Annotated in this window: 13 protein-coding genes; all 13 read right to left on the reverse strand. The window is 46.1% G+C overall.

The features are described 5' to 3' along the window. Positions 1–93: 93 nt before the first annotated feature. Positions 94–789: an urea ABC transporter ATP-binding subunit UrtE gene (gene urtE, locus ACGHM3_RS16195; protein WP_345427992.1), complete on the reverse strand. Its 696-nt coding sequence runs from the start codon at positions 787–789 to the stop codon at positions 94–96. Further along, a complete protein-coding gene (gene urtD / locus ACGHM3_RS16200; RefSeq protein ID WP_390518258.1) occupies positions 786–1,592 on the reverse strand; it encodes an urea ABC transporter ATP-binding protein UrtD in 807 nt (268 codons plus the stop codon). The genes urtE and urtD overlap by 4 nt, the downstream gene beginning before the upstream one ends. 26 nt (positions 1,593–1,618) lie before the next feature. Then, positions 1,619–2,752 (reverse strand): urea ABC transporter permease subunit UrtC, encoded by a 1,134-nt coding sequence (gene urtC / locus ACGHM3_RS16205; protein ID WP_345427997.1) that lies wholly within the window; start codon positions 2,750–2,752, stop codon positions 1,619–1,621. Further along, complete coding sequence (urtB, locus tag ACGHM3_RS16210) at positions 2,745–4,373, reverse strand: urea ABC transporter permease subunit UrtB (RefSeq protein WP_345427999.1); 1,629 nt, start codon at positions 4,371–4,373, stop codon at positions 2,745–2,747. Before urtB ends, urtC begins: the two co-directional genes overlap by 8 nt. Before the next feature lie 173 nt (positions 4,374–4,546). Beyond that, on the reverse strand, positions 4,547–5,827 hold the full coding sequence (gene urtA, locus ACGHM3_RS16215) for an urea ABC transporter substrate-binding protein (RefSeq protein WP_390517242.1): 1,281 nt from the start codon (positions 5,825–5,827) through the stop codon (positions 4,547–4,549). Positions 5,828–6,106: 279 nt separating this feature from the next. After that, positions 6,107–7,132 carry an IS630 family transposase gene (locus ACGHM3_RS16220; RefSeq protein ID WP_390517130.1) on the reverse strand — a complete coding sequence of 342 codons (1,026 nt, stop codon included), beginning with the start codon at positions 7,130–7,132 and terminating at the stop codon, positions 6,107–6,109. A gap of 12 nt (positions 7,133–7,144) precedes the next feature. Next, complete coding sequence (locus tag ACGHM3_RS16225; RefSeq protein WP_345425031.1) at positions 7,145–7,984, reverse strand: porin; 840 nt, start codon at positions 7,982–7,984, stop codon at positions 7,145–7,147. Between the two features lie 252 nt (positions 7,985–8,236). After that, positions 8,237–9,145, reverse strand: a complete 909-nt coding sequence (locus tag ACGHM3_RS16230; RefSeq protein WP_345425035.1) for a DNA-binding response regulator — start codon at positions 9,143–9,145, stop codon at positions 8,237–8,239. A 1-nt stretch (position 9,146) separates the two neighbouring features. Then, on the reverse strand, positions 9,147–12,443 hold the full coding sequence (locus ACGHM3_RS16235) for an ATP-binding protein (RefSeq protein WP_345425038.1): 3,297 nt from the start codon (positions 12,441–12,443) through the stop codon (positions 9,147–9,149). Positions 12,444–12,994: 551 nt separating this feature from the next. Further along, positions 12,995–13,399 carry a hypothetical protein gene (locus tag ACGHM3_RS16240; RefSeq protein ID WP_345425041.1) on the reverse strand — a complete coding sequence of 135 codons (405 nt, stop codon included), beginning with the start codon at positions 13,397–13,399 and terminating at the stop codon, positions 12,995–12,997. A gap of 387 nt (positions 13,400–13,786) precedes the next feature. Continuing rightward, a complete protein-coding gene (gene sucD / locus ACGHM3_RS16245) occupies positions 13,787–14,659 on the reverse strand; it encodes a succinate--CoA ligase subunit alpha (protein ID WP_345425044.1) in 873 nt (290 codons plus the stop codon). 1 nt (position 14,660) lies between these two features. Next, positions 14,661–15,830 carry an ADP-forming succinate--CoA ligase subunit beta gene (gene sucC / locus ACGHM3_RS16250; protein ID WP_345425047.1) on the reverse strand — a complete coding sequence of 390 codons (1,170 nt, stop codon included), beginning with the start codon at positions 15,828–15,830 and terminating at the stop codon, positions 14,661–14,663. 335 nt (positions 15,831–16,165) lie between these two features. Next, positions 16,166–17,608 carry a dihydrolipoyl dehydrogenase gene (gene lpdA / locus ACGHM3_RS16255; protein WP_345425049.1) on the reverse strand — a complete coding sequence of 481 codons (1,443 nt, stop codon included), beginning with the start codon at positions 17,606–17,608 and terminating at the stop codon, positions 16,166–16,168. Between the last annotated feature and the right edge of the window lie 42 nt (positions 17,609–17,650).

Genomic DNA, 17,650 nt, shown 5'->3' on the forward strand with positions numbered 1-17,650 from the left:
TTGTTAGAACTGACTAGTGCCCACTCCGTAAATAAGACATTCGGTTTCTTGTTAGCAGTCAAACTTATACTCTTTCAATCAGTTCTAGCCAGATTAAACAGCCAAATGTTGTTTGATTAGGTCATCTGACAACTCGCTCATCTTATTGGCCGCGACAACTTTACCTTTTTCCATCAAGCGAAAATCTTGGCCGACTTTCCTGGCAAAACCTAGCTTTTGTTCTACCAATATCACGGTTAAATTTTCTTCTCGATTTAAGCGCGTGATAACATCACCAATTTGCCGCACGACATTTGGTTGGATGCCTTCATTGGGTTCGTCCAATATCAACACTTTGGGATCAATAACCAGTGCACGACCGATGGCTAATTGCTGTTGTTGACCGCCCGACAAATCACCGCCGCGTCGATTCAACATATCCTTTAGCACCGGAAATAGTTCGAATATTTTTTCTGGTATTTGTTTCGTCTTTTGTTTACGACAAGGCAGACCCACTTGAAGATTTTCTTCAACCGTAAGCAATGGAAAAATATCCCGTCCCTGTGGAACAAAACCAATACCATTATGAGCGCGCCATTCCGCGGACTTGGCCTGAATAGGATCTCCATCGTAAAGTATTTCGCCGCTTTTGATAGGTAATAAGCCCATCAAACACTTTAACAACGTCGTTTTGCCCACACCATTGCGCCCCATAATACAGGTGCACGAGCCGGGCTGAATATCCAAATTTAAATCCCAAAGGATTTGGGTACCGCCGTAAAGTTGATTGACGTTTTTAAACTGAATCATAACTCACTCCCCAAATACACCTCGATCACATCAGCGTTATTTTGAACTTCGTCCATGGTGCCTTCGGCTAAAACACTCCCTTGATGAAGCACAGTAACTTTACGCGCTATACTGCGTACAAATTCCATATCATGTTCGACAACAATCACTGTATGGTCACCCGCCAAACTCGTTAATAGCTCCGCTGTACGCTCAGTTTCTTGGGGGGTCATGCCCGCGACGGGCTCATCAATCAATAGCAATTTAGGATCTGCAACCAAAAGCATACCAATCTCTAACCATTGCTTTTGTCCATGAGACAATGCGCCGGCCAACATGGAGTGCTGCGCTTTCAAACCAATCAACTCTAGAACGAAGTCGATTCGATCACGCTGTTCGCCAGATAAATTGGCTCGTAAGTTATACCAAATACCTTTACTGGCTTTGATGGATAGCTCTAGGTTAGAGAAAACTGATTGCGCCTCAAATACAGTCGGCTTCTGAAATTTTCTTCCAATACCGAGTTGTGCAATCTCTGGCTCTGACCTTTGCAATAAGTTAATAGTTTGGCCGAAGTACACATCACCAGAATCACATTGCGTTTTACCTGTAATGACATCCATCAGCGTTGTTTTACCAGCCCCATTGGCACCAATTAAACAACGCAGTTCACCGTCATCAACGTACAGATTCAAATCATTGAGCGCTTTAAAGCCATCAAAAGCAACGGACAGGCCTTCAACGTATAAAATGACATTCTTCGAAACATCTAAAGTCGCAGGTACTTCCGGCGTTAAAAACGGCCAGACGCGGTCAGGTGCCATAATTTCTCTTGTTTTGTCGAGCCAAGTCACGATGCCACCTCGGTTTTATTATTGAATTTTGTTAAGGACTTTTGTAGCCAACCGATTAACCCCTGTGGCATAAAGATGGTGACATACACAAACAGAGCACCCAAAGCGAACAACCAGGCCTCAGGGAATATTGCCGTAAATCGCGTTTTGGCATAGTTGACTAATACTGCGCCAACAATTGCCCCATAGAGCGTTCCCCGCCCACCTACAGCTACCCAAACTACCACCTCAATAGAATTCAGTGGCGAAAATTCCCCTGGGTTTATAATGCCGACTTGAGGAACATACATAACGCCGGCAATAGCAGCCAAAATTGCAGAATAAACAAACAACCAAACCTTGTACCGTTCAGTTTTAAAGCCCAAAAACCGCGTTCTCGATTCGCCATCTCGTATACTTAACAACACTCTACCAAATCTCGATGCCATGATTGCTCGACTGGTGAAGTACGCGGCGGCCAGAAGCAGCGCCGTTATGACAAACAACGAAACTCGGGTTGCATCTGATTGCAAATCAAACCCCAAAATATCTTTAAAGTCCGTTAAACCATTATTACCGCCAAAGCCCATTTCATTTCGAAAAAAAGCTAACATCAGAGCATAGGTCAACGCTTGGGTCATAATCGATAGGTAGACCCCGGTTACTCTTGAACGAAAAGCCAGCCAGCCAAAAATGAATGCTAAGATGCCAGGAACCAACATAGCCATTAATATGGCAAACCAAAACTGGTCAAAACCAAGCCAAAACCATGGTAGTTCCTGCCAGTTTAAAAACACCATAAAATCAGGCAGTGTTGGGTTGCCATACACCCCTCTATCACCAATTTGGCGCATCAGATACATCCCGATGCCATACCCACCTAAAGCAAAGAAAGCGCCGTGCCCTAAACTTAAAATTCCGCAATAGCCCCAGATCACATCAACGGATAGAGCCAACAGAGCAAAGCACAAATACTTGCCCAACAGCGAAATTGTGTAAGTACTTACATGAAATATTGATGATTCAGGTACAGCTAGATTCCCCAAGGACGCCAATATCGCAACGCCGAATAAAACCACGACGAATACAAAGGAAGCATTGCCAGTCGACCTAGCTTGTGACCACCAAGATAGAAAATTAGATTTAGTCATTTGCTGCCCTGCCTTTTTGTGGAAACAGTCCTTTGGGCCGTTTTTGAATAAAAAGTATGATAAAGACGAGAATCAAGATGTTGGCTAGTACTGCCCCGGTCGCAGGTTCCAGAAATTTATTCGCGATGCCCAGTGTGAAAGCACCCACTAAGGTGCCCATTAAGTTACCTACACCGCCAAATACCACTACCATAAATGAGTCAATAATGTAGGACTGACCCAAATTTGGTCCGACGTTTGTCAACTGGCTAAGTGCGACGCCTGCAACTCCAGCGATACCTGACCCCAAGCCAAAGGTCAGCGCATCGACTCGATCCGTTTTGATACCGATGGCCTTAGCCATGTTACGGTTTTGCGATACTGCTCTTACATTCAAACCTAACGAGGTCTTTTTAAGTACGGTTACCAGCAGCATGAATAACGCTAACGCAAAAATCAAAATATAGAGGCGGTTATAGGTAACTGACAGAACTGTGTTAATCTGCCATGATCCACTCATCCAGTCTGGCGTGATTACCTGCCGGTTCAGCGGCGAGAAGATCGTTCGCACTGCTTGTTGCAATATAAGGCTAATACCAAAAGTGGCGAGCAGCGTTTCCAAAGGGCGGCCATGTAAGAACCGAATAACCGTACGCTCAATAAGTACACCCACTGAGCCGGCGATGATAAACGCCAGCGGAATAGCAACAAGCAAGGAGTACCCTATGGCATTGGGCATCAGTTGTTGCACCACAAACGTTGTGTAAGCACCCAACATCATCATTTCGCCATGCGCCATGTTAATAACACCCATGACACCAAAGGTAATCGCTAATCCGATAGCCGCTAAGAGCAAAACTGAGCCAAGGCTGAGACCAAAAAAGAGTTGTTCGACGAAGCCATAAAATTTTATTTTACCAGCGATACCGGCATTCACTTTTTCTGCAGCTTTCATTACCGCAGTGCTGGGCTCTGTATACACCCCGCCCTGGTCTACTGCTAACACTTGCGATAAAGCAACCCTCACCTCAGGCTCCAGGTGCCCTTCTAACTGTTCTATAGCCGCAACTCTTTCAGAAACCTCATCGCCCTCTACCGTCACGTAGATGGCTTTAGCGAGGGATAACGCTTGCACCACGGCTTTGTCTTGCTCGACGCTCAACCGTTGATCAATGAGCGAAGCGCTCGTATCGTCGACGTCCCCCAACATAGTCTTCGCTGCGGCCAAACGCTTTTCTGCTGACTGAGACGTAAGATTTATTCGGGCAATGGTTTCTCTTAGCAAGGTACGCAGCGAATTATTGACGCGTATTTTCTTGATAGCCGATTTCTCTACCTCACCTAAATCATTACCGCCTAGAACATCAATCGCCAGGTATTGACCATCACGTTTGCTAATGGACAGCAGTTTCTTCGATTGCTTTTCGTAGTATAAATCGCCGGCTAATAAGGTATTGAAGAGGGGTAGAAATTGTTCGCCACCGGCACTTTCTAAACGCGGTATTAATTCAGCGGTTTCACGAAGGTTTGCCTCCGTTAGCTCAAGCAACAAGTCCTGAGCATCAGAATTTTGGGCGTGGCCAAAATAAGACCACAATAAACAAAGCGAAAAAAGAATTGTCCTACTGATCCAGAGATGCATCGATACCTCCAAGGTATGGAATCTAAAGCACCCCGGACGAGGCACCTGAAATCTACTAGAGAAAAATAATCGAAAGTCATCCTTACTTCCAATTATTCAATCTGAGTTAACACACAGAAGAGATTGGCTTTCACCATATCGGGCATCCCTGCCGCGATAAACTTGCGGGTTAGTTAGAAATTTTGACCTGAACAAGTTTTGGTTTTGGTGTTGTAATTTCCGCAATTGACCGGATCTGTCCAATCAGCAATGATGTCTTTAGAGCCTGGCAAGAAATCTGACCAAGCGTCCCCAGGGACAAGATCATCAGTTTCCCATACCACTTCCAATTGGCCATCGTCTTGTATCTCGCCAATCAATACAGGCTTCGTGAGATGGTGATTTTTCAGCATAGTCGCAGTGCCACCGGTAAGATTGGGCACCTCAATACCGATCAGTGCGTCCGCAACTCTATCAACATCTGTGGTACCAGCTTTCTCTGCAGCCTTCACCCACATATTGAAACCAATGTAAGTGGCTTCCATTGGGTCATTGGTCACGCGTTTCTTGCTGGTGAATTTTTTCCACTGTTTAATAAAGTCTTCATTGACTTCTTCATCCACGCTTTGGAAATAGTTCCACGCCGCTAGGTGGCCAACCAATGGTTTTGTGTCTATCCCGGATAATTCTTCCTCACCCACAGAGAAAGCAATGACAGGGATATCTTCTGCGGAGATTCCTTGGTTGCCCAGTTCTTTGTAAAACGGAACATTAGCATCACCATTGATGGTAGAAACCACTGCGGTCTTTTTACCAGATGATCCAAACTTTTTAATATCAGATACAATACTCTGCCAATCACTGTGACCAAAAGGTGTGTAATTGATCATTATATCTTTATCGGTAAAACCCTTTGCTTTTAAGTATGCTTCAAGAATTTTATTGGTTGTGCGCGGGTATACGTAATCAGTACCGGCCAGTACCCAGCGCTCAACTTCTAATTCATCCATCAGATAATCTACAGCCGGTATAGCCTGTTGATTTGGTGCGGCGCCGGTGTAGAAGATATTCTTAGAGGATTCCTCACCCTCGTATTGAACGGGGTAAAACATCAGACCATTTAGCTCTTCAATCACGGGGAGAACTGATTTCCTAGAAACAGATGTCCAACAACCAAAAATAACATCAACTTTTTCCTGCCCAAGCAACTCACGAGTTTTTTCCGCGAACAACGGCCAGTTCGACGCTGGATCAACTACAACTGGTTCGAGCTTTTTACCCAGTACGCCGCCTTTTTTATTCTGCTCATCAATGAGCATTAAAACGGTATCTTTTAACGTAGTTTCACTAATTGCCATGGTGCCGGAAAGCGAGTGCAGCACACCCACTTTTATCGTTTCTGCGGCATGAGTTAGGGAAGTCGTTAACATAGCCAAGCTAAACGCACTGACAGAAATTGCCTTTTTGAACAACATTATAAGCTCCTTTTTGTAAACTCTTAGATTGAACTGTCACTAGCACAGACGGATCATTAAATCAGCAATGGACAATTCGAATAAATTAGAACGCAACGATCATGTCCAACACCAGGTAATCGGTATCTGTATCTGTGGCGTTGTCTGAGGAAGTATTAAATTCAGCTGTAAACGAAAGGTTTTCAGTAAAACTGTAATTTCCAGCGACTGTGAATTTCTCAACATCTCTTCCAGAATCTGTTTCAATAGCACTATTAACCCGGTGGAAATATACGTCTGCTAGGCGGCATAGCTGATATATTCATTGTTAAAATATTTCCTGACCCGACTTGGCTTTCTTTGCAGCATCGCCATGTGAGATTGTGCCTTAGACTTTAATTGCTTTTTATTTCTAGCCGGCTTACCACTGTGAACACCTTTCTTTAGATCACAGTTTAAATACTCGTCAGGATTAAGCTCTGGAGAATACGCAGGTAGATAAAACACCTCAATCATCTCTTTGTGATCCTCTAGCCATTCTTTGACCGGCTTGCAATGATGCACTCGTAAGTTATCCAAAATTAAAAATACCTTGCGGTCAGCTGAATTAACTAAGCGCATCATAAAATCGATAAGTATGTCGCCGTTCATGGTTCCTTCGAAAAACCGAAACCGAACTTTGCCCTGATTCGTGACTGCAGATATCATGTTGATCGACTCAGAATTTGCGTTTAGCTTGATTACCGGCGTCTTTCCCTTCGGGGCGTAACCTCGTTCGTGCTGGCAATTGTTACGCAAGCCTGTTTCGTCACCCCAATATATCTCGGCATTTTCAGACTTCGCGCGCGCTTTGATGTCTGGATATTCTTCTTTAAGCCACTTCTTTACTTCTGGTGCTCGTTGCTCATAAGCGCGCTTCTGAGGCTTTTGTGGCGTCATTCCCCAGCGTTTCAAGTAATCGCCAACCGTTCTTACCGCTAGCTCAACTCCATACTCTTGAAGAATTAGCTGCTGTACTGATTGGCGAGTCCACAATGCATAGTCCAACCGCAGTTGATCTGGCGTCCTATTTGTTATCAGGCTTTTAATTCTGTCGCTCTGCTCCTTGGACAGAAGTGTTCCTTCGCCTTTTTTAGGTCCGCGCTTATTGATTTTTAATTTGTTGGGAGGAATTTTCAGCCACCTCCCAACGGTATCGGGGTGAGCTCCAACGATTTCAGAAATTTCTGCTCGAGTCATTCCTGTCTTGCGCAACTTTTGCGCCGTACGTCGTTTTTCTTCTATTGCGTCGAATGATAGAGTGCGAGTGTCTGGTTTACTGTTCATCCGAGCATTATATCAGATATATACACTCACCGGGTTAATAGTACGCAAGGTTAAACTCCAGTCTTGATTAAAGGCATAGTTCGCCATGAGTAACCAACTGTCGCCATCGTCACCTTCAAAAGCGAAATCCGTTAAATCATTGTATTCCGCGGCTAGAGTCAGGCCGCCCATAACATAGCTTGCCCACAAGTTAACTACTGTGCGGTCGAAGTTAACTTCATCTGAAATCTGGCCACTGGCCGCACCTAAAAAAACAGTAAGATTGTCAATAGCTGTAAATCGTGCAGCTGCTTCCCATCCGATATCGTCGGTTCGTGTGTCAGCAAATGGTGAGTCCCAAACTCCCGATGCTACAGAGCCATAAATTTCAAAACCACTGGTTTTGTACTTTGCTCCCGCACCACTAATAAACGCCGGATAGACTAGTGCCGCAGAAAATGAATTTTGCAGACGATTTGGATCGTGGTACGCTTCCCAACCTAGCGCACTCAGATATTCACCTGCAAAAAGGGACAACTCACTTGTTGCCTGATAAGTGATATTAGCTTGCTCCAAACCAAATTCAGTCTCATCGCCACCGGCCATGCGAACCTGCAAACTAACCTTGTCGTCCAGTTGAGAAAAAAGTCTAATGTTAGCACTGTTAAGAGCAATTACTTGGTCGCTACCCTGGTCATCGGTATCGGTATTACTGACTGACATATCTAAGAAGCCAGATATATCGACCCCCCCGATACTTAACTCTTCAGCCGACGTAAAAACGCTACTGAATGAAGCTAGCCCAAGGACGGTCATCATTGACAGCGATTTATTATGTAATGGCTTGCGGCGTATCGTTCCTCGATGGTACATATTCCCCCCAGTAAGTGTTGTATATTTCTTAACTGAGTTTAATGATTTTCTTCCATACTAGGCTGCCGTTATTTTACCGGCGGTTATACGCATAACTACGTAGATGAATTAGTCAACCATGAGCAAAATTATGAAACATAGACCTTACAGGTGGAGTGCACTTTACTGTGAGAACAACATAGAAAGGAATTAAACCGCAAGATTAAACGGCCATCAAAAGGAAGCAAAATAGTCCAAGAAAGAAGTTTTGATTCAGGACTGATTTAAAGCTCGAATGGCGATACCCGCGGCTGCTGTTCGATTTTCTACGCCCAATTTTGGAAAGATTTGCTCTAGGTGTTTATTTACCGTGCGCACGCTTATGTCTAGAATCTCAGAAATCTCTTTATTGGCTTTACCGCACGCCAGCCAATACAGAACTTCTGACTCCCTGTGCGTTAAGTTCAATGTTCGTTGCAGAACTACTTCACCAGGAATTTCCGTAGCATCCGAAAATTTTAGTAACCACTGATCTGGGCCCCTAGCTTCAATTAGAATTATTTTTAGAGGAAAGCCCTCACCCAACAAGTCTGAGTAGCTTTGCGGTTTTGGCTTGGAAGCGAGCCATTGTGATAGATGCGCAACTAGTCTCTCATTTGCGGGTAAACTAATGCCCAACGCACGTGCTAACAGAGCGTGAGTCTCGGGTGTCGCCCAAAGTATGGTACCACTACTATCAACCGTCGCAATGTGCTGGCCAACGCTATCAAGAACTTGGTGAGCATCACTGGTCAATTGAGCCATTTTCAGATGCACTCTAATTCGCGCCAGTAACTCTTCCGCATGCACAGGTTTGGTAAGATAATCCACCCCCCCCATTGCCAGCCCCTTAACTACGCTGTCTGTATCACTTAGACCGGTCATAAAGATTATTGGAATGCTTGCCAGCTCAGGGCTAGACTTCAGATTTTTACAGGTTTCGAAGCCATCCATGTTGGGCATAATTGCATCAAGCAGAATTAGATCTGGCTTAAAGCGGTTAGCAATCGTTAGGCCTTGTTTACCATCTAAAGCAACGAGCGTATTGATACCAGCATGTTCCAAGGTATCATTAATCAAGCTTAATGAATCGGGAGCGTCATCGATGACAAGTACCGTTTTACTAAAACTTTCGATGCCCATGTCACAATTCTCCCGATAGAATCTGACTCAGTAGCTCGTAGCGAAATTGAGACGCTAGCTGTTGAATCTGAGCAAACTGAGTCTCTGTCACTATTCTTTCCTTGCCAATTTTTTCTAAAGAGTCATTGACTCCTCGATAGTATCCCAAATCTGCGTATGCCTTCAGTTCTCTCAGTAACGGATGCGATACATTAATGGGAGCATTATCGGGGGGCAACGCCGTAGGAGATTTACTAGACATGGAGTTTGGGCCCAAGTCGTTGTATTGCCAATCTATGCCGAGCAATTTACCCATCTTTTCCAATAGAGCCTGGTTGTTAATGGGCTTAACCATATAATCATCGTGGGCACATTCATCAATGGATTGACTATGGTACTCTTGCACATCCGCTGAAATCATTATGATGGGAATTGCAATACCTTGTTTTCGCAGTCTAGCGGCCAATTGCAAGCCGTTTTCACCGGGCATGGTTACATCTAACAACAGCAAATCTGCTTCTCCGTCCGATAACGCTATCAAGCATTCATCGGCGTTCTGAGCTTCGTGCACAGTAAACCCCAAAGGTCCAAGCAAATCGGCAATGAGACCTCGGTGTACAGCTTCATCGTCGGCAACTAGTACGGTCAAACGCGGCCCTTTATAACCGACCACTGGCCTGGGTTGTAAAGTAGATACCACGGGGGTCTCTATACGACTCAGCATCAACGATACCTTGAACTCGCTACCAACCCCTGGCTCGCTAGTGACCAATAATTCTCCACCCATTACATCTGCCAATAACCGAACTATCGTTAAACCAAGCCCGGTACCTGAGACATTTGGCACCTGTTGATCTCTAACTCGTTCAAATGGGTTTAATATCCGATCCATGTTCTCTGGCGCGATGCCAACGCCTGTATCTCGTACAATAAACTCACACACCTGATTCCGATAATTAACTCTAAAAGTCACCTCTCCAACCACCGTGTATTTCACCGCATTAGACAGCAAATTAATTAGAATTTGACGCAAACGCTTGGCATCAGCAATGACGTATGGTGGAATGCTGTCCGCAGGGTAGTAATGGAAAAGCAATCCCTTTGCCTGAGCTTCGGGCTCGAACATTTCAACAACTTGATCTAACAGCGCTGGGAGCCTGACTTCATTGCGGTAAATATCCAAACGCCCGGCTTCAATTTTAGATATATCCAAGAGCCCTTCTAACAAATCGGCAAGATATTCACCGCTGCGACGCATGATTTGGAGCGCCTTCTGTTGGTCAGGCTTCGGGGATTGCTGTAATAATAGTTGCGCGTATCCCAGTATGGATTGTAGAGGCGTACGCAGTTCATGGCTAATTCCCGTTAAATAGCGCGTCTTCGCATTGCTGGCTTGTTCAGCTAACTCCTTTGCTTGTTGTAAATATTGATCGGTGATTTGGTGAGCTTCGATTTCTTCCATTAACCGTTGGGTTTGTCGGTTCGATTCTTTTTGCGCAACTTGCTGACTTTCTCTAGCTAACAAAAACAACCAGGAAATGACCCCAAAAACAATGGTAAGAATGAAAAACAGCGTCCAGATAGTGGTGCGCAATAAGTTCTGTTCGGCACTACTGACCGGAGCCATATGATAATAGATTAACGCCAACAAAGCGCCGGTAATTAAATTGATGCATAAAAATATAAAAACGAATTTTCCGGTTCGAGAGCTCAAAAGAGCGACCGCACCATTAGGCATAAATAGACTAAAAAAATCCTTCGCCTGCTCGGACAAGCGTGCATGGGGCTTACAATTGTCCATACAGCGCCCATCTAATGAGCAACAAAGCGAGCAGATCGGCCCCTGATAAGCCGGACAGTAGGCCATGTCTGGCACCTCAAATTGTGTTTCGCAAATGCAACAACGAACAAGAGATTGGTTAAGCCCCTCAATTTCCGGTGAACGTCGAGCTAAGTAGTAACGGCCACGGGTAATTAATGCTATTAACGGCGCTATAACAAAACAGGCAAGCAAGCTGATGAATGGCGCAAGATGTTTAGCGCTAGGGCCCAATATACCGAGATAAGCAGTTACACCCAGGCCAGTAGCACACACCATGGTAACGACACCCACCGGATTAATATCGTACAAATGCGCACGTTTGAATTCAGCGTAGTCCGGACTTAGTTTCAATGATTTGTTTATCATTAAATCGGCTGACAGAGTGCTTAACCAACTTAAAGCGACGATCGCAAATATCCCAAGGATTGATTCAAGCGCTCTGTAAATCCCCAATTCCATGAGCATCAGGGCGATCAGAACATTAAAAACCAACCAAACTACTCTACCGGGGTGGCTGTGGGTTAACCGCGAGAAGAAGTTTGACCAAGCCAACGAACCGGCATAAGCGTTAGTCACATTGATTTTCATTTGAGAAATCACGACTAAAATTCCGGCCAAAATAAGAGCTACACTGGGAGAATGGGTGATATATTGAAACACCATCTGATACATATAGGTAGGATCCGTAGCCTGTTCAAACCCAACCCCACTCTTGATTGCAAGGTAAGCTACAAACGAACCGAACAGCATTTTCACCATGCCTATCAATATCCAGCCCGGGCCTGCCAGTATTAGCCAGAACCACCACTGCGTTCTATTACCCGAAGTTTTTTTGGGCATAAAACGTAGATAATCAACTTGTTCTCCTATTTGTGCCACTAATGCGTACATTATCGCCGCCGCACCACCAAATAATGCCAGGCTAAAATCTGCATCTAAGAATTCTTCGGAAGGCATGAAGTCGACCCAGGCTCGCATCTGATCGACTTCGTTAAAGACCAGAACCACTAATGCGACAATTTGCAAAGCCAACCATATTGGCTGGGTCCCTATCTGAAAGCGACTGATAGCACTGATACCATGGGTTACTACAGGCAGCACTGAAATCGCACAAATAATGTAACCTATAGAGGGGGGAATACCTAAAAGTGCGTTCAGAGCTGACGCTAATATGGCAGCCTCTATGGCAAAAAAAATAAACGTGAACGATGCATAGATGAGCGACGTAACCGTTGAGCCTAGATACCCAAACCCGGCACTGCGCGTGAGCAAATCTATATCTAACCCATGCTTCGCTGCGTAATAACAGATAGGAGCACCGGTGATGAAAATCGTCAAAGCAACTGTAATCATTGCCCAAAAAAAATTGACGAACCCATAATTCAACGTCACCGCAGCAGCAATTGCCTCCAACGCAAGAAATGCGGTAGCGCCCAGCGCTGTTTTAGCTACATCGGCTATGCTGAACCGGCGAGCGCGATCGGCGGTGAAACGCAACGAATAGTCTTCTAAAGTTTGGTTTCCAACCCACTTATTGTACTGTCGCCGAACGCGAAATATCTGTTGGGGTGCACGTATCACATTAAGGTTTCATTTTCGCCAAGTAAATCACAAAGACCTGCCGCGGCCGTCCCCTGCTATTCGCCCACTCGACGATAACCAACGTATAGGAACGGCAGAACTATTCACTTATGATATAGAATCTACTAAGTTAAGGATATGCGTAGAATGACGCATGCTCGTGAGTAGTGGATGCAGGACCAGTAGAAATTACCATACCACTTATTGAGGCATTGATAGTAGAACACAATGTGCTGGAGTCACACTGTGCTGTGAAGCCCAATATTAGGGCAATAGTGATTGGATAGGCTGTTATTTGTCGAGACCAGCTTTTGAGTATAGCCTTACGATTTCGACAGGCGCAATGTTGTTAAAACCTACCTTTGCCCAAAGGACTCAGCGAAAAAAATAAATCGTGAAAAGTCCATAAAGCTTAATTCAATGCATATATGTAGAAAAATTCAAACCCGGCCAGCGACGCAGTTAAATCACTTAATGATTTGACCTCGATAGACCCTTTGTTTTTTACGCTGAGAGTCTGAGTTTTGCTTCGCTTCGTCTGAAGGTACCGTCGTTTCTACCTTTACCCCACGATAAAGAATACTTTTTTTACCGACCGGCTGCTCGGAACTGACAGTTTTAGCGTAGGCCTCGTAATCCAAAGTTACGCCCCGATAGACCAGTTGTTTCTTTTGCTCAGTGTCCAGCCCCACCACAAATGCTTCAAACGCGCCCTTAACTTCCGAGTTATCTGACTCGCTAACCTTTCCCCATAAACTGAGAAGCGAAGTTTCTTCAGACAGGGTAAAGCGCAAACCTGTGATTTTTCGCACGCAGGTTTCAAACTTGTGCAAGGCAATGATATTACGAGTAGAAAACTGCAACGCGTTCATAGAGATTCCCTTCCATATGTTGGTTAGACGGCATGCGGTTATTGTTTGATTTGCATGCTCAGATCAGCTGGCGAGAGACCCCAATCTATAATAAAAAACACACAAATAGCAGCTGCAAGCTGTAAAACTTCTTAAAATCCAGCTTTTCTTACTAGCCACCACTCTTCATGCCACTTTTTTGGGCATGGTGATCAACCGCAAGTACCATCAATTCGATTACGCTAAGAGTAGTTCAACAGATATAGGGAGAATGTAAAAAGCCACCGAAGGGAATCATATACCGCTCACCTCTCAGCACCGAAGAGCAGCCATAAAAAAACCCCAGCTAAAAGCTGAGGTTTTTTCGGCTACGGCCCTAACAGCGGGCCATCTCAGCGCTTCAAAAACTTACCAACCGGTAACTTCTTTCAACGTTTTACCGATGTCAGCCAGGCTGCGACAGGTGGTTACACCAGCGTCTTGTAACGCGGCGAACTTCTCGTCGGCAGTGCCTTTACCACCAGAGATGATGGCACCGGCGTGGCCCATGCGCTTACCGGGAGGTGCAGTTACACCAGCGATGTAAGATACAACAGGCTTGGTAACATTCTCTTTGATGAATGCCGCTGCTTCTTCTTCCGCAGTACCGCCGATTTCACCAATCATAACGATGGCTTCGGTGGCTGGGTCTTCTTGGAACATGGCCAAGATGTCGATGAAGTTAGAACCAGGGATTGGGTCACCACCAATACCGACACAGGTAGATTGGCCGAAACCGAAGTCAGTGGTTTGCTTAACCGCTTCATAGGTCAAAGTACCAGAGCGAGAAACAATACCCACTTTACCTGGCAAGTGAATGTGACCAGGCATAATACCGATCTTACATTCGCCGGGAGTGATAACACCTGGGCAGTTAGGGCCAATCAGACGTACGCCCAGCTCGTCACACTTAACTTTGGCGTCGAGCATGTCCAGAGTAGGAATACCTTCAGTGATACAAACAACCAGTTTAATACCGGCGTTGGCAGCTTCTAAGATGGAGTCCTTACAGAAGGCAGCAGGCACGTAAATTACAGAGGCATCAGCACCAGTGGCTTCAACGGCCTCGGCAACGGTGTTAAACACCGGCAAGCCAAGGTGAGTTTGACCACCTTTGCCTGGGGTTACACCACCAACCATGTTGGTACCGTAAGCGATGGCTTGCTCAGAGTGCAAAGTACCTTGAGAACCGGTAAAACCCTGACAAATTACTTTGGTATCTTTGTTAATTAATACGCTCATCTTATTTACCCCCTGCTGCAGCTGCGACCACTTTCTCTGCGGCATCGGTCAAGCTTTCTGCGGCAATAATGTTCAAACCGCTCTCAGACAATACCTTCTGTCCCGCTTCGGCTTTGTTACCTTCTAGGCGAACAACTACAGGTACTTTAACGCCTACTTCTTCAACTGCACCGATAACACCGTTGGCGATCATTTCACAAGAAACGATACCGCCGAAGATGTTGATCAAAACAGCTTCTACAGCCGCGTCAGACAGGATGATTTTAAACGCTTCTACCACGCGCTCTTTGGTTGCACCGCCACCTACGTCTAGGAAGTTGGCAGGCTGACCACCGTGCAGTTTAACGATGTCCATGGTACCCATGGCCAGACCAGCACCGTTTACCATACAGCCAATATTACCTTCTAGGGCAACGTAGTTGAGCTCCCACTCAGCAGCGTGTGCTTCGCGAGCGTCGTCTTGGCTTGGGTCGTGCATTTCACGGATACCAGGCTGACGGTAAAGAGCGTTGCTGTCGATGTTGATTTTGCCATCTAAGCAGTGCAGGTTGCCTTCTTTGGTGATTACCAGAGGGTTGATCTCCAACAGTGCGAAGTCTTTGTCTTCGAACATTTGGGCCAAGCCTAGGAAGATTTTGGTGAATTGCTTCACCTGGGTGCTGTTCAGGCCCAACTTGAAAGCCAATTCACGAGCTTGGTATGGCTGCGCACCAACCAGTGGGTCGATGGTAGCCTTGAGGATTTTCTCAGGAGTTTCCTCAGCTACTTTTTCGATCTCAACACCACCTTCGGTAGATGCCATAAACACGATGCGGCGAGTAGAGCGATCTACCACAGCGCCCAAGTAAAGCTCTTGGTCGATGTCAGTACAAGACTCAACCAATATTCGACTTACAGGCTGACCGTTTTCGTCTGTTTGGTAGGTAACCAAGTTGTTGCCCAGCCACTTGGTGGCGAACTCTTCGATCTCTTGTTTGGAGTTAACCAGCTTAACGCCGCCTGCTTTACCGCGACCACCGGCGTGAACTTGGGCTTTAACAACCCACATATCACCACCGATCTCATCCGCTGCAGCCGCTGCTTCAGCGGCAGTTTGCGCTGCAACACCTTTGGATACCGGCAAACCGTACTCGGCAAACAATTGTTTTGCCTGATACTCATGCAAATTCATGACATTTATTCCGTATTTTTTGACTATGTTCGCTCGGCGCAAGAACAACCTTACGCAAATTAAACAAGTTTGACTTTCGCGGGAGCAAGCTCCCGCGCCCGAGTCCAACTGCAGCAAACACCGCTCCGCTACAGTGACACAACACACCGATATTAGGCCGCACCTTAAACCACTGGCGCAGCCCAGCTACCCCTTTTATATGGTTAAGTTCCCCGTGAGACCTGCACGGTGCTCCCCACTCAGACGTGGAGACTATCCCTATTAGAATTGTTACCAGCGCGTCCCTTGCTGGTTGGTAGATAAAACAAATCACCCCGTAGGGTGATTTGATTCAATTACTTTTTCTTTTTGCGGTTAGGCATGTGAATGGCGTGACCATTGACCGCCAGCGCGGCTTCTTTGACAGCCTCAGAGAAAGTTGGGTGACCGAATACAGTCATACCGATGTCTTCGGCGCTGGCGCCGAATTCCATGGTCATGGCAACGGATTGCACCAAGTCAGAGGCGCTAGGACCAACAATGTGGCAACCCAATACGCGGTCGGTTTCGGCGTGAGCCAACATCTTAACCATACCGTCAGACTCGTCCGCTGCAACAGCACGGCCAATGGCCATGAATGGAAAGGTACCTTTGTTGTAAGGCACGCCATCGGCTTTAAGCTGCTCTTCGGTTTTACCCACAGAGGCAACCTCTGGGTGGGTATAAATAACGTTAGGAATAATGTCGTAGTTGATCAGGGTTTTTTCACCGGCGATGCGCTCGGCAACCATAACACCCTCTTCCGAGCCTTTGTGAGCCAACATTGGGCCACGTACAACGTCACCAACCGCCCAGACGCCCGGTGCATTAGTAGAACATAGGTCGTTAACGTAGATAAAACCACGCTCATCCAAGTTCACGCCGCTGTCTGCAGACAGTAAGCCTTCGGTGTAAGGACGGCGACCAACACAAACGATCAGCTTGTCGAAGGTTTGCTTTTGCTCGTTACCGTCGGCGTCGCTGAAGGTGACTTCTACTTCGCCGTTCTTCACTTCGGTGCCAGTTACACGGCAGCCCAAGCGGATGTCGAGGCCTTGCTTCTTGTAGATTTTGTGAGAAGCCTGGGCAATCTCCTGATCCATAATATGCAGGAACTTATCCATGGCTTCCAGAAGAACCACGTCAGAACCCAAACGACTCCAAACACTACCCAGTTCCAGGCCGATAACGCCGGCACCGATAACGCCCAAACGCTTTGGCACTTCACTAAATTCCAACGCGCCGGTGGAGTCAACGATTACATCGTTATCCACTTTGGCAACTGGGATGGCAACCGGGGTAGAGCCTGACGCCAAAATAACGTTGTCGGCTTCTAGCTGGGTAACCTTGCCTTCGAAATCCGTATACTCAACCTTACGGCCGGCCAAAAGCTTACCGGTGCCATATAAAGAAGTAACGCCATTAGCTTTAAACAAACCGGCAATACCGCCACTCATTTGCTTAACAACCTGGTCCTTACGTTCAATCATGGTGGGAACATCAATGCTCACATCACCCGTTGAAATACCGTGGCCTTTGAATGCCGCGTGGGCGTCGTGGAATTTATGGGAGCTGTCTAACAGAGCTTTAGAGGGGATACAACCGACGTTCAAACACGTACCACCATTGATACCTTTACCTTTGGTGTCTTTCCATTTTTCGATACAAGCGGTCTTTAAACCTAACTGCGCCGCGCGAATGGCCGCTACATAGCCCGCTGGGCCCGAACCGATGACAATGACATCGTATTTATCCGACATATTCCTTTCCTAGATTCTGGAGTTGTGGTGCTTGCTTAGGGG

The sequence above is a fragment of the Halioxenophilus aromaticivorans genome, from assembly GCF_042850945.1.
Taxonomy (GTDB): domain Bacteria; phylum Pseudomonadota; class Gammaproteobacteria; order Pseudomonadales; family Cellvibrionaceae; genus Halioxenophilus; species Halioxenophilus aromaticivorans.

Bases quoted from the DNA above. Each gene is read 5' to 3' on its own strand.
- ACGHM3_RS16225 (WP_345425031.1), bottom strand. From the start codon at position 7,984: ATGTACCATCGAGGAACGATACGCCGCAAGCCATTACATAATAAATCG.
- sucC (WP_345425047.1), bottom strand. From the start codon at position 15,830: ATGAATTTGCATGAGTATCAGGCAAAACAATTGTTTGCCGAGTACGGT.
- urtD (WP_390518258.1), bottom strand. From the start codon at position 1,592: ATGGCACCTGACCGCGTCTGGCCGTTTTTAACGCCGGAAGTACCTGCG.
- lpdA (WP_345425049.1), bottom strand. From the start codon at position 17,608: ATGTCGGATAAATACGATGTCATTGTCATCGGTTCGGGCCCAGCGGGC.
- ACGHM3_RS16230 (WP_345425035.1), bottom strand. From the start codon at position 9,145: ATGGGCATCGAAAGTTTTAGTAAAACGGTACTTGTCATCGATGACGCT.
- ACGHM3_RS16240 (WP_345425041.1), bottom strand. From the start codon at position 13,399: ATGAACGCGTTGCAGTTTTCTACTCGTAATATCATTGCCTTGCACAAG.
- urtE (WP_345427992.1), bottom strand. From the start codon at position 789: ATGATTCAGTTTAAAAACGTCAATCAACTTTACGGCGGTACCCAAATC.
- sucD (WP_345425044.1), bottom strand. From the start codon at position 14,659: ATGAGCGTATTAATTAACAAAGATACCAAAGTAATTTGTCAGGGTTTT.
- urtC (WP_345427997.1), bottom strand. From the start codon at position 2,752: ATGACTAAATCTAATTTTCTATCTTGGTGGTCACAAGCTAGGTCGACT.
- ACGHM3_RS16220 (WP_390517130.1), bottom strand. From the start codon at position 7,132: ATGAACAGTAAACCAGACACTCGCACTCTATCATTCGACGCAATAGAA.
- urtA (WP_390517242.1), bottom strand. From the start codon at position 5,827: ATGTTGTTCAAAAAGGCAATTTCTGTCAGTGCGTTTAGCTTGGCTATG.
- urtB (WP_345427999.1), bottom strand. From the start codon at position 4,373: ATGCATCTCTGGATCAGTAGGACAATTCTTTTTTCGCTTTGTTTATTG.